The following is a 14,153-nucleotide window of genomic DNA, read 5'->3' on the forward strand; positions in this document are numbered from 1 at the left end:
TATCCCGCTATTTATGGGTAGTAAAATCCCTACTGATTAAAATTTTACTTTATTTAAAAGAGATTCAATAACTGCAATTGCTTCTTTTGAACCACCACATTTTAAAAAGCTATCATTAAGTTTTCTTATACCATGTTTATACTTTTCATTTGAAAGAACATCTGTTACGGCCTCTTTTAAAGTGTGCACATTAACATGTTCTTTCAATAGTCTATGTGCCGCTTCAAGCTCAGTTAATCTTTGCGCTATCATTGGCTGGTCTTTATCATGCGGTATTATTACAAATGGGACATTATAATGAATGGCATCGTGTACGCTATTCATACCACCATGTGTAATAAAAACATCTGCTTCATTTAATATTTCTGATTGAGGTACGTATGGAGCAATTATAAAATTATCTGGTGCTTTCTTAATTTTAGAAATATCATTTCTATCACCAATTGCCATTACAACTATCCCATCAAAATCTGAAAAAGTATCAATACAAGTATTAAAGAATGGTTCGAGTCCTTCAAGCAGTGTTCCCATTGAAATATAAATAACTTTCTTTTCTTTAAGTGATTCCAGTGGAAACTTTATATTTGTTTTACGCTTTGAAATACTCGGTCCAATAAAAATGTTATTTTCTCCGAACGATTCGTTATTAGGTTGGAAATAGCGACTTGTGTATACGAGACAAACATCACCCTTATTATTCATAAATTGAAGATTATTCTTTGGTTTTACTCCAAATTTATGTTCCATCTGATTTAGTAATTTTTCAGAGATTTCCTCTGGTTGGAATGGCATATCTGCATTTGGATGAAAAGGTAATGTCTTCAAAAATTCTGGCGGAATTAAAAATATAGGTGAGGACACTACACTTGGAACTTGTAAATACTCTTTTACTAACTCTCCTGCGCCAAATATATCATAAATTACGAAATCAAAATTTATACTTTCACATAATTGTTTCGTAATTTCTAATATATATAAAGAAGTTTGAACATGCACATGAAAAAAAGCATTTAACCCAGATGAGGTTTCAGCATCAATAGAAATCTCTTTTAATAGATCCGGATGAGTATGTACAGTAGCTCCTAAATCTTCAATTCTATCCTTAAAGTTTGCCGTTGTAATATAATGTACATTATCTCCTCGTTCAGTAAAGGCTTTTACTAAATTTAATGTAGGATTTACATGTCCCTCTGCTGGAAAATTAACCACTAAAATATTTAGCACTTATTCCTCACTCCTTACATTTCATTGTTTTAATTAAGCATACTGTTATTTGTACAAGTAATCTTCCCCTAATAGTCCTAATATGCTTGCTACATTATATTGATAAATAATTTTCAGTCATCAACATAAAAAAAAGCATCTACCTATGTAGATGCCTAACCGTGATAAGGAGTGTTCTGTGAGGTTAGAACAAGCTTTTCTGCTTGTCCTATGCTATTAATATATGATTGATTTTATAAAACGTGAATAGTTAATAGAATTATTTTATCCATTTTATATGATCAAATGGATAAAATACCATTTCTACTTTACCTATTATATTTGACTCATCAATAAGTCCAAGTGTATTCCTACTATCTTTACTATGATTACGATTATCACCTAACACAAATAATTTATGCGTAGGAACTTTTATTTCTCTAAAATTTGAAAAACGATTGGATACTTGTGACATATCTAAATGTATATACGACTCATCACGCTTTTTACCGTTAATAAATACCTCATCCTTTTTTAGTTGTATATTATCCCCCGATAATCCAATAATTCGTTTCACATAGTAAGTAGGCTCGTCTTCTTTTTTTATAATGACAACATCTCCATGATGAAAAGACGATAAACAGACGTTTACCTTATTAACAAGTATATAATCTTTTTCATTCAAAGTAGGTTGCATCGAAATCCCTTCTACCATACAAAATAAAAAGGACTTATTAATAAAAATAACCCCTATTATAATTAATATGTAACTACATATGTTCCTCCAATATTTTAGAATAAACAGCTTCATATACACCTCATTTCTAATCTATTCCCAGATAAAAACGCCTCTAGTTTACAGACATGCTAGAGACGTTTCGTACATTTTAATTCTCTTTAGAGGCATCTGTTTTTGGCGCTTCACCAGTTACTCGCTTATTTTTCAAATCAAAATAAGCATCTAAAACTTCTTTTCCAATATCGGAGTTAATGCCCGATTTATCATTTTCAACCCACGGTACTACAACAGAAAATGCTACTTCTGGATCATCATATGGCGCATATCCAGCTAATGTTAAGTTATAACATTCTCTACGATCGCCTTTCGCATTTCGCCCAATTTCATTTTCTCCACCATATACAGTTTGTGCGGTCCCTGTTTTACCAGCTGGTTTATATGGTGCTTTTTGGAACGCTCTTACTCCTGTTCCATCTCCTTCTTGAAATACTTTTCTAAATCCTTCTTTTACTTGATTAATATGTTCTTGTTTCATATCGATTCTATTTAAAACAACGGGTTCTATTGATTGTACTACTTTACCAACCTCATCTTTTTGAACGGTTTGTTCTCTAATCTCTTGAACAATTTGTGGTTTCATTCGATACCCTCCATTTGCGATAGTCGAAATATATTGTGCAAGCTGAAGTGGTGTATATGTATCATATTGTCCAATAGAATAATCTAATAAGAAACCAGGCTGATTATCTTTTCTTCCAATTTGCCCTGCAGTCTCATTCGGTAAATCAATACCAGTTTGTACGCCTAGTCCAAATTGCCTGAAATAATATCTCATTTTATCAAAATATTCTTGTTTAATATCTAGTGAACTATTTTTCACATAATCCACACCAGCAATTTTTAATGCGATATTAAACATATAAACGTTTGAAGAAACTTGTAACGCTCTTAGATCGTCTATATCACCAAAATTTTTCCAAGACTTCTTTTCCTTAGTTCCTTTAAACTTCATAGGTGCATCATAAAAATGTGTTCCAGGAGTTATTGCATTTGTTTCAAACCCTGTTAACACTGTTGCACCTTTAACCGTTGATCCAAGCTCATATGAACTTGTCAGCGTGCCTAAAGCATAATCTTCTACTTCCATTTTCCCATCTTTTTCTACAAGTCTTTTCCCAGCCATTGATAATACTTGGCCATTTTTAGGATTCATCATCACTACGAAAGCACGGTCTAACATTGATTCTGACCCTTTATATTGTTTTAATATTTTTTCTATGCTCTCCTCTACTTTTTTTTGCAATTCCATATCTATTGTTAAAGTTAAATTTTTACCGCTTTTTCCTTCCGAAACCGTTTCCGTTCTAATAGTATTTCCTTGTTTATCAGCAATGCTTCTTACTTCTTTTTTTGTACCATGAAGTACATCTTCGTATTGCTGTTCGATATAACTTTTGCCGACCCTATCATTTCGGCTATAATCACGCACTAAATAATAATCTAATCGTTCACGTGGCAATCCTTCATCAGCATTTGAGACGTTACCAAGGACAGAACGGAATAATCCATCATTTACATAGATTCTCTCCCAATCAACTGATGCGTCTACTCCTGGAAGGTTCGCTAAATTTTCACTAATCACCGCATATTCCTGTTCACTAACGTCCTTTTTAATAATTTGAGGTGCCATTTGAAAACCTGAGGTCATTTTACTTTTAATAGCTAACACTTCTATATCTTTAGCCGTTAGTTCTTGAAGATTTTTATCTGTAACGCGTTTCCTTTTTAAATCTTCTATTTTTTTGTCTAGCTCTTTTCCGGTAATATCCTTATCTCGGAACTTATCTATTTCTTTTTTTGATACTAAGTCTTGAGCAAGTTCTGGATTTAATTGCATCCAAAAGTCTTTCTTATCAGTCTCCGTTAACTTATCTATATCTTCTTGTGGCATTTCAATAATATCTGCAAGTTGTCTTGCTGATTTTAATATTTCTTCTTGTTTTACACCTTTCACCTTTGTATATGTAATCGTACGTAAAGACTTATTATCAACTACTGGATTTCCTTCACGATCAAATATTTTCCCACGTGGTACAGAAAGGCCCACGGTTGCATTTTCTCTCTTCTCTACTTCATTTTTATATGTTTCTCCATCAAAAATTTGCACTTTCCCTAACTGAATAATAATGCCAGAAAATAATAAAAATACACAAAGGAATAAAATATTTAACCGGAGAGGTACTACTCTACCACTTTTCTTCTCTTGCTTTTTCACCTTGTCATAATCTCCTCCTTACAATATTTCAAATAATAATCACATTTCTATATTAAAAGTAATGTACAATTTCTATACATTGCTTTGTACAAATATTAATATAATGTTTAAAACTTAATAGAAATTAAAACAAAGGTAAAGAAAAGGTAAAGTTTACTAAATTAAATATAAAAAATACCCAATAACAAAAAGCTTAGTTTTCACTAATCGCTTTGTTATTGGGTATTAATTGATTTAAGAATTACTACTAGTGCGTATTGCTATACATTTGTCGTCACAATTAGAAAGAGATTGTTTACTTAGTACTTTCGGTAAGTAAATAGTTACTGTTGTCCCGACACCAACCTCGCTCATGATACTAATTGTCCCTTGATGACTTTCAATAATTTTATAACTTAACATTAATCCAATACCAGTCCCTTTTTCTTTCGTACTATAAAAAGGTTCACCTAATCTCTTAATTCTTTCTTCAGGTATTCCTATTCCTTCATCTATTACATGAATGATGACACCATCATCATTTATTTCTTTTATGTGAATTGAAATTTCCCCACCATTTGGCATAGCTTCGATTGAATTTTGCAAAATATTAATAAATACTTGTTTCAATTGATTTTCTGAGCATTCAATAATTATATCTTTGTCATCCGTAAATAGTTCAACTTGAATATTTGTCATAATTGCTTTTGTATTCATTAACGATACGACATTTTTAAAAATTTGATAAATATTTTTCTTTTCTGTATTTATCTCATCTGTTTTAGCAATTGCCAGAAATTCTTGCAGGATCGCTTCTATCCTTTCAATTTCAGAGAGCATAAGATCAAAATATTTTTCTTGATCTTCTTTATTAATTTGAAATAACTGTATAAAACCTTTAATTACAGTTAAAGGATTTCTTACTTCATGAGCCACGCCAGCTGCTAATTGACCAATTGCTGCAAGCGTATCTGATTTATTTAGCAATTCTTCTGTCTTTTTTCTCTCTGTAATGTCGCGTACAATAATCATAATTTTATCATGTAATAATGGTAAGCACCTAGCCTCAAAGAAATTAATACTTCCATTAAGTGTGAGTGGATATTCTACAATTACATTCGTTCCTTTTTCCTTCACTTGATTAATGGCTTCCTGAAACTGCTGTGCTACTGAAGATGGTAATACTTCGTAAAACTTTTTTCCCATAAAAGCTTCTGCGGGTACGTAAAACTTTGTAGGAGATCCTGCCTTGTAATCTATAATTGTGCCATCATCTTCTGTTAAGAAACATAAATCTGGTAAAGCTTTAAAAATTAATTCCAGTTCAGATGTTTGTTGTTTTAACTGCTCTTCTATCGCTTTTAAATGTGTAATATCTACACCAACAGCCCAATAACTATATCCTGTTACAGGAAACTGTTCTGATATATTCGACCACATTATTGTTTTGATTTCACCATTTTTACATGTTAAGTGCATTTCCCAATCTCTGAAATTTTTTCCACAAGTTAAAAATTTCTTTTGTATTTGATGGCGATAATTATAATCAGGATACAGTAATTGCAGTGCGTTGGGATTTCCAATTATTTCTTCAGCGGTATAACCTGTTACAATTTCACATTCTCGATTCCACAAAACAAAATCTCCATTATAATCAAGCGCATCGACCATAACAGGCATGTTTTGTAAAATCGTATGTAGTTCCTCCTCTTTCCGAGAAAGCAACGTTGTATTTTTACTTTGAAATACTTTTATTGCGCCATCTAAAATTAAACTTGAGAGCATTTCAAAGTATTTTTGACAACTGAAAATTTCGCTTTTTTTGGACCATACAACAAAAGATCCTAAATGTTGATTGTATAAGAAAATGGGGATTTCAATCTTTGGAAGTTTACTCTTTTTTATCTCATTCATTCCGAATGAAAAAACACACTCTTTTTCAGCATCAAGAAGCTGATGTGATATGTTAGTTAATTTATAAAATTGTTCTGCCATGGTTTCTATTGTACTCACATCAATAAGTTCCATTAGCCGCGAATTCATTCCTTTTTCACCTCAATATGTAAAATTAATACAAATCTAAAATTCATACTTCTCCATTATACGAAGAAAGCTAGTGAAGGTATATAGCTGTAGAATAATTATTCGAACAAATTTTATTTTTCAATTAAAATAAGAAAAGAATATATATACTGAATATACCTTTAATTAGTATATATTTCGTTGATTCCTCACTTATTGTCTAGGTAACTTGAATTCCTTCTTACAATTCACTGAATTTTCACTTGAGAGTCATACACGTTACTAATAGCGGTATAAACATGCAATAAGTATAAAGTTCATAAAATATTCACAATTTTTATGAAAAATATAAACATTTATTCCAATATATTCTATATAATAAAATGTAATAAGGCTTCTATGAATCTCATAGAATACCTTACCCCTAATAAAAAAGAAAAAAGAATCCATTTGGATTCTTTTTTCTTTTTTAATTACATTACATATTTATATAAAGCATGTGCCACACCATGTTCTTCATTTGATAACGTTTCGTATTTACACATTGCTTTTATTTCTTCTACTGCATTCCCCATTGCAATTGATATGTTCGCTTTTTCCATCATAGAAACATCGTTTAGCCCATCACCTATCGCTACAGTGTTTTCAACCGGAATATTAAGATGTTCTGCTAAAGTATATAATCCATTCCCTTTTTGAGCATCTCGATGATTAATCTCTAAATTGTGCCAATATGAAGATGTAATTGCTAAATCTGTATTATGAAGAAATGTTTCTTTGAGTTTTTTTAATTTCTCAATTTCATAAGAAAATGGTAATAGTTTATGCACATGTATATCTGTTTCTACAATTGGTTTACAACTTTCCGCACTATGAAACGCTGTATGCTCAAGATATAATGCTGCGATTGTTTCTAACTCTTTCAAGTCGAAATTTTCTTTTGAATTCTTCACATGCTCAATTTCATTACGTACACTCTCTACTCCATAATCCGGTACATACACACCTTTATCGGTATAGAGCTGATAATATAAACCATTCTCTTCAAGGTATTCTACAATTTCAAGTGCCTGCATATTTTGAATTGGATATCTCTTCATCATTTTTTTATCTTTATATATAAGAGCACCATTTTCCGCAATGATTGGACACTCTAAATCAACTTCTAACAATAATCGCTCAATGTCAACAATTGAACGTCCTGTACAAATTGCTACAACATGGCCAGCTTCTTGACATGTTCGAATTGCTTCTGCATTTTCTTTACTTATCATTTTATTCCCCGAAAGAAGAGTTCCATCTAAATCAATTGCGATTAATTTCATTATTTCTTCACCACTTTCTATAAATACACGAGTTCTAATTAATTATTAGGTATCGTTTTCATACAATCCTCGTGAGGTACTTCTTATTTATAATTTATGAAAAGCGTTTCAGGTCAAGAAATAATTAAAAATAAAATCCAAAGCTTTTCTTTTTAAAAAAGCTTTGGATTTTAAACTATGAATTATAACTAATGTATTTTGTCTCACACATGTACACATTTTTTTCTTCAGTTGGTATATATACTTTAAACTTTTCTAACCGTTTTCCATAGACATGAATCGTAATAACGCTTTCATTTTTGCTAATTTCAAGAATATGACAATCCGCTGGTGGAATTACTTTATCTGTTTCTCCTTCTCCCAAATAAAGATTTCCTGTATGTGTTAAATAAACAAGTGAATTTCCAAGTTGTTTCGTTTGTATAAAGTTCTGCACCATAATCCTTCCTGAAAAAACGCCTTCTACTCCCCATGTGCCGTCATGATCATGTAAAGGTGTAGATTGTCCATCTTTCCATACGAGAGCTAGTACTTCAAAACGTTTGAGCGGATCTTCATACAATAAATGTCGTGCATATTGAGTCAAATTGGCCTTCTGTTTATCTAACGGAAGCCATGTTTTCTTTTCTAAAAGTTCTTCTAGTAACTTTTCAATGCCACACACTATTTCTTCTTCAAATAAACCGTTTTCCATAAGATCTGTAACACCTTTAATAAACTTTTGAAATGATTTACTTCCATTACAAGTCAACATAAGAATCCTCCTCTACGTTTTATACAATTCCATATTAAGGTGATTACCGAAAACTCACAATTGAGAAACAAAAAACAAGATGCAAATGTATGCACCTTGTTAAGATTTTTATTTAGCTTTCAATCGAATAGGTAAGTATTTTAATGTTTGTTCATTTTCCAATATACATTTTTCTAAACAGAAAGATGGAGATAGCTCTATTTTTTCAAAAGCATTTATAAAGGTAGTTAATGCAATCTCAGCCTCTAAACGTGCAAGTGGTGCTCCTAAGCAAAAGTGAGGACCTTTCCCAAAGGTTAAATGCTTTTCATTTCCTGTTCGATGTACATTAAATTGAGAGGCTTGTGAAAATTTTTTCTCGTCTAAATTCGCTGCACTAACCCACGCAACAATCATCTGATCCTTTTTCATTAAAGAACCAAATATATTTGTATCCTCTGTAATCCTCCGGGCTAATGTAACAGGAAAGCGATAGCGTAATACTTCCTCAATCGCTTTTGAAATTAAGTTAGGTTCTTTTCTTAACTCTTCATAAATTCCAGGTGAATCTACTAAAAAGCAATAAAAGCTATTAATAATTAAATTTGTAGTGGTTTCATTCCCAGCTGCTAGTAAACCTAATGAAAAGGTTACAATTTCTTCATCGGTTAATCTTTCGTCTTCATATTCAGCTCGAATTAAATCAGAAATGATATCATCGGTTAAATGATATCTCTTTTCCTGAACAATCGGTAGAAGGTATGCTTTGAATTCATTTAATGCTATCCCTTTCTCAGCATCCAGATCATTAAACTTTTCTTTACTATACGGCATAAATAAAATATCAGACCATTCTTTAATTTTTTTACGATCTGTTGTTGGGACTCCTAATAAATCAGAAATAACGGTAACAGGTAAAGGTGCAGCAAACTGTTCAACGATATTAACTTCACTACATTTTTCGATATGTTGTACAAGTTCATCTGCGATAGCCTGTATTCGAGGTTTCCACTGTTCTAAACTTCTTGGAGTAAATGCCTTAGAAACAATGGAACGTACATTGCGATGTTCTGGTGGATCTGTAGAGTTTATATTTATTCTAGTTTCTAAAGGAGGGATTGAGAATTGTCTGCGCTCCCTTCTACTTGAAAATAAGCGATAATCTGATAAAACACGATTTACATCATCATATAAAAAAACATTCCATACATCCTGCTCTTCATCATAATGAACTGGGTGATTATCCCTCATCAAACGATACCATTCATATGGATTCCATAATTCTTCTTTTGTTTTCAGCTTTGAAATTTCATGAACTAAAATAACATTTTCAGGTGAAGCCATAGTTCTTTCCTCCCTTTTCTTTTACAATAAAAGTGATAGGTCGGCAGTTCAAAGTTGTATAAACTATCATATGTTATTTTAACATATACTAAAGGGGATTTTTCATTAGAGAACTTGAGAAATATATAAGGGGGATTTTTATGTACGTTGATATTTTACTACTAGCAGAATTAACGACCGGACCAAAACATGGATATGAAATCAAAAAAAATGTTCAAAATCGTTTAGGTGAGAATTTTGAATTAAATCACAACATGCTTTACCCTGCCCTTCGGCGCTTTGAAAATATGGGTGCTATAACGAAAAAAATACATAAACAAGTTGGAAAACCAAACCGAAATATGTACGATATAACAGAAACAGGAGAAGAAATTTTTTCTGAAATGTTACGAGAGTTTCCCGAAAAACTTGCGACAAATAATGCAGAATTTCTTGTTCGTATCGCGCTATTTGAAAAACTTGAATATGAAGCTAGAAAAGAGATTTTGACTGTACGTCAAAACGTACTACATAGTCAACTTACCGCTATTCAGTCTCTAGAGGTTACCTCAGCCTTTATTACTGAAGTCATTGAATTTAGTAAATCACGAATTGAACATGAATTGAGTTGGATTACATCACTTATGAAGAAAATATGAAAAAATAACAAAAAAAGCTAAAATTAATGAATGAAAATGATATTTATTATCAATACTATCATTAATAAAAGGGCAACCACGATTTGGCTACCCTTAAAGAATTTACACTTCTGGATCAAATGTTTTGCAATCTGTTTCTTCCGTTGTAGATGCATGTTTACCTTTATGACTTACTACGTAAATTGCCTCTGCACTACATTTATTACCGTTCGCCCAAAATTTACAGTTGTTTACTTCACATAAAACGTCTTGTGCCATAGTATCACACCTCCTTGTTCTATTATCATTAACAAAATTCGGAGGTATGATACTATTTGTCATCCATTTTTCATTCCCTTTTTAGCTTTCTTAATGGTTCAATATCTCCGCGTACAATAGCATCAATATTTCCAGTTATTTTTTCAATATCAAAATGCCACCATTGAATTTGCAATAATTCTTGAATTATTTCATTTGAAAATCTCTCTTTTATTTTATTTGCAGGGTTTCCACCAACAATTGTATATGGTGCGACGTCTCTAGTCACAACAGATTTAGCTGCAATGATTGCACCATCCCCTATTTTTATTCCGGGCATAATTGTTGTATCCATACCAATCCAAACGTCATTTCCTATAACTGTATCACCTTTATAAGGTAAATCAGACAAACTAGGTGTATACTTCTCCCACCCATTTCCAAATATATTAAATGGATATGCCGAAAATCCATCCATCCGATGATTGGCTCCGTTCATAATAAAGTTAACTCCAGATGCAATACAACAAAACTTTCCAATAGTAAGGCGATCTCCAAGAAATTCATAATGATGTAATACTCGATCTTCAAATGTTTCTCCATCTTTCGCATCATAATAAGAATAGTCACCAACAAGTATATTAGGTTTTGTTATTATATTTTTTATAAATTGAACGTTTTGATTGCCTTCAATAGGGTATTTAACATTTGGATTAGGATTCATTTTGTATAGCACTTCCTTTACCACTTATTTCACTTTCTACCGCTATTACTGGCTTTAAATTGTATATAGGTAAAATAAACAATAATCCAATTATAAAAAGTAAAGCCGTCCCTTCATACATCATACTTAATGAAAACATCTCTTTTAATGAGCCAGCTATACTCATCGTTACTACCATTGAACCGGTAAAAAGCGGACTTAAAATACCATTTACACGACCTATAAAATCGGTATCGCTATTTTGAATAATAAGCGTATTAATACCAATTTGGATACAAGGAAGAGCTAAACCACTAAAAAGCTGCGCTGTAAGTGTCACCCATAAATTTGTAGAATATCCTATAATGCCAATACCAATTGCTTGACCAAGCATACCGATAATTAACATCTTTTGCGGAGCAACGTTTTTCGCAAATACCATTGCTAATGCTCCGCCAACAATCATTCCCGCACCATTTACTGTTAGTAGCCACTGTAAACTCTCTTTTGATAATCCTAACTGCTCAGTCACAATAAATATACCTAATGGCTGAATTAATCCTATACCTAGTCCTGCAGCCATAAAACAAAGCCCTAGCAAAGTTAATGCTTTTTTCTTTTTGACATACTTAATACCATCCTTCATCTCCTGCAACAGAGTGATATCCTTCTTTTCTACGTCGTTTTCAAGATCTTTCGGAAGGAATAACAATACAACTGCCGCAAGTAAAAACGAAATACCTGTTATGATGATTGAAATATAAATTCCAAAACTATGAAAGATAAATGTCCCTAGTATTGGTCCTAATACCATAAATATTGCAAATATCGTTTGATATATAGACATTGCTAATTGAATTTGTTCCGTTGATAAATGTTGTTTAAACAACTTCATTCCAGATGGTTGTGAAAACTGTGAAAGGATTGCAGAGATGAGTGTCACAAAAAACACAATTTTCCACGTTCCAAACATAAGCGTAATTAATACAGCGAATACTGAAATGGAACTTAACGTTTCACACCATATCATTGTCTTCTTTGGCTTCCACCTATCAGCAAAAGTACCGCCAATAAATGAAAAAATAAAAATTGGAGCGAATTCAGCAACTGAAATCATCGAAATAGCAAAAGCATCACCTTTTGTCATTTCCATTACATATAGTAATACCGCAAAGTTTCGAACCCATATTCCTATTTGTAAAAATAATGCTGATGCTAAAATCCCTTGAACAAACCGATTTTTTAATACTTGTGATACCCCATTGTTTTGTTTCGTTACTACATTTGTCGACATAAAAAAGCCTCCTATTTCATGTTCTGAACAGGAGGCAGCACAAATCATATAAAAAGACTATATATTCGCAGAGCGAAATACATCCCTTTTCTATAAATGTACAGACTAACCCTATTCAGAAGAATATTTCGTTTTTTAACGAAGATCTCTTACAAATAGAATTAGTTGATCATTGGGATGTTTTCACCCTTCCGTTTCGAATTTAAATAACACATACATACTCTATGTAAATCATTTTCGATGTATGCATGTCTCCTTTTAACTATTCTAGAAAGTTAAAGGCAATTCCTCTAAAGAACGCATTAAATAGTTACCTTGCCATTTAATTTCTTCACGATTCCCTTTTATTTGTAGTTCAGGCATTCGATTAAACAAAGTAGTAATAGCAATCTTTGCTTCTAACCTCGCAAGTGGAGCGCCTAAACAGAAATGGCTACCATGACCAAAGGCAATATGACGATTATTTTCCCGAGTAATATCGAATACTTCTGGGTTTTCAAATACAGTTTCATCACGATTTGCAGAAGCTAAGGCAATGACAACCATATCTCCTTTTTCGATTGTTCGGTCGTGAATTTGAAAAGGTTCCGCTGCCCATCTTGCAGTTGTAACCTCAACTGGAGAATAATAACGCAATCCTTCCTCAATAGCCGAATCAATTAGTTTTGGATTATCTTTTAATAACTGTAATTGATTTGGATTTTCAAGAAGTGCTAATACCGTATTTGTAATTAAATTCACTGTCGTCTCGTGTCCTGCTACAATTAATAGCATTATCATTGAATATAGTTCCCGAGCGCTAAGTTTATGCCCTTCACTCTCTGCAAGTATTAAAGCACTCACTAAGTCTTCTTTTGGCTCTTTTCGTTTAATATCAACTAAATATTGAAGATATGTAATAAACTCAGATAGTTGTTTTTCGGTCTCTTTTATTTCTTCAGGTGTTTCTGGTGATGCAATAACAGCATGAGACCAAATTCTAAATTTCGCTTGATCTTCTTTTGGAATACCGAGCATCTCACTTATTACAATAATCGGTAATGGAAATGAATAATCATCCACAAGATTTAATGTACCTTTTCGCTCTATATCACTTATCAAATCATCTGCTATTTTCTCAATTCTTTTGTCTAATTGTGCAATCATCTTCGGTGTAAAAGCTTTTTGAACTAAAGATCGTAAACGACTGTGGTTAGGTGGATCTGAATTTAGCATATGTGTTGTTAAGTGGTCACTATTATCAACGGAAAGATACATGTTCTTTATATCTTGAGAAAACACATTTGTCCAATCTTTTTTTAAACGATTATCTTTTAAAAGTGGCAGAGCATCTTCATATCTAGTAATGAGCCATTCTTTACCGATTTCAACTTGGTTTACAAATAATATAGGTTGTTTTTTTCGCGATTCTTTATAAATTTCATACGCATCTTCTTTAAACTGAGCTGAAGCTAAATTAATGCCATCCTCTATGCTTAACCCAACTTTGTTTTTCATTGACATTGTATTCCCTCACTCTCATTTGTTTTTGAAAATCAACCCAACATATGCATTATACTCTAATAAAAACGTGAAAATTGTAAATTTTTAATCAAAATCTTACTTCGTATATTGAAAAATAAAAAAGTGAGAGAGTAAAATCGTTTCACTCTCCCACTTCT

At 32.1% G+C, this 14,153-nt stretch carries 12 protein-coding genes; 1 reads left to right on the plus strand and 11 read right to left on the minus strand.

All coding sequences use genetic code 11. The features are described from left to right. Window positions 1-36: 36 nt before the first annotated feature. The 7 genes from ACXKY9_RS14940 to ACXKY9_RS14970 form a co-directional block, all read right to left on the minus strand. The gene (locus ACXKY9_RS14940) at window positions 37-1,224 is read right to left on the minus strand and encodes a macrolide family glycosyltransferase (protein ID WP_000932149.1); all 1,188 of its coding nucleotides are present in this window, start codon (window positions 1,222-1,224) and stop codon (window positions 37-39) included. Window positions 1,225-1,483: 259 nt separating this feature from the next. Beyond that, window positions 1,484-2,014, minus strand: a complete 531-nt coding sequence (gene lepB / locus ACXKY9_RS14945) for a signal peptidase I (protein ID WP_000765192.1) — start codon at window positions 2,012-2,014, stop codon at window positions 1,484-1,486. A 76-nt stretch (window positions 2,015-2,090) separates the two neighbouring features. Continuing rightward, entirely contained in the window at window positions 2,091-4,217 is a 2,127-nt protein-coding gene (locus ACXKY9_RS14950; RefSeq protein WP_000743771.1) for a peptidoglycan D,D-transpeptidase FtsI family protein, read from the minus strand. Window positions 4,218-4,451: 234 nt separating this feature from the next. Then, window positions 4,452-6,239, minus strand: a complete 1,788-nt coding sequence (locus tag ACXKY9_RS14955; protein ID WP_001088556.1) for an ATP-binding protein — start codon at window positions 6,237-6,239, stop codon at window positions 4,452-4,454. A 452-nt stretch (window positions 6,240-6,691) separates the two neighbouring features. Further along, a complete protein-coding gene (locus ACXKY9_RS14960; protein WP_000766385.1) occupies window positions 6,692-7,543 on the minus strand; it encodes a Cof-type HAD-IIB family hydrolase in 852 nt (283 codons plus the stop codon). Between the two features lie 175 nt (window positions 7,544-7,718). Continuing rightward, the gene (locus ACXKY9_RS14965; RefSeq protein ID WP_000954437.1) at window positions 7,719-8,297 is read right to left on the minus strand and encodes a cysteine dioxygenase family protein; all 579 of its coding nucleotides are present in this window, start codon (window positions 8,295-8,297) and stop codon (window positions 7,719-7,721) included. Between the two features lie 108 nt (window positions 8,298-8,405). Beyond that, the gene (locus ACXKY9_RS14970) at window positions 8,406-9,620 is read right to left on the minus strand and encodes a cytochrome P450 (RefSeq protein ID WP_000168011.1); all 1,215 of its coding nucleotides are present in this window, start codon (window positions 9,618-9,620) and stop codon (window positions 8,406-8,408) included. A gap of 140 nt (window positions 9,621-9,760) precedes the next feature. Between ACXKY9_RS14970 and ACXKY9_RS14975 the strand changes: the two genes are divergently transcribed. Then, entirely contained in the window at window positions 9,761-10,258 is a 498-nt protein-coding gene (locus ACXKY9_RS14975) for a PadR family transcriptional regulator (protein ID WP_000289122.1), read from the plus strand. A 102-nt stretch (window positions 10,259-10,360) separates the two neighbouring features. On the opposite strand, the gene ACXKY9_RS14980 is transcribed toward ACXKY9_RS14975, so the two are convergent. The 4 genes from ACXKY9_RS14980 to ACXKY9_RS14995 form a co-directional block, all read right to left on the minus strand. Continuing rightward, on the minus strand, window positions 10,361-10,516 hold the full coding sequence (locus tag ACXKY9_RS14980; RefSeq protein ID WP_000046095.1) for a DUF1540 domain-containing protein: 156 nt from the start codon (window positions 10,514-10,516) through the stop codon (window positions 10,361-10,363). A gap of 70 nt (window positions 10,517-10,586) precedes the next feature. Continuing rightward, a complete protein-coding gene (locus ACXKY9_RS14985) occupies window positions 10,587-11,219 on the minus strand; it encodes a Vat family streptogramin A O-acetyltransferase (RefSeq protein WP_001069249.1) in 633 nt (210 codons plus the stop codon). Then, window positions 11,209-12,492 carry an MFS transporter gene (locus ACXKY9_RS14990; protein WP_000106395.1) on the minus strand — a complete coding sequence of 428 codons (1,284 nt, stop codon included), beginning with the start codon at window positions 12,490-12,492 and terminating at the stop codon, window positions 11,209-11,211. Before ACXKY9_RS14990 ends, ACXKY9_RS14985 begins: the two co-directional genes overlap by 11 nt. 267 nt (window positions 12,493-12,759) lie before the next feature. Further along, a complete protein-coding gene (locus ACXKY9_RS14995) occupies window positions 12,760-13,995 on the minus strand; it encodes a cytochrome P450 family protein (RefSeq protein ID WP_000062125.1) in 1,236 nt (411 codons plus the stop codon). Window positions 13,996-14,153 lie beyond the last annotated feature (158 nt).

Source organism: Bacillus sp. 2175 (assembly GCF_057812155.1).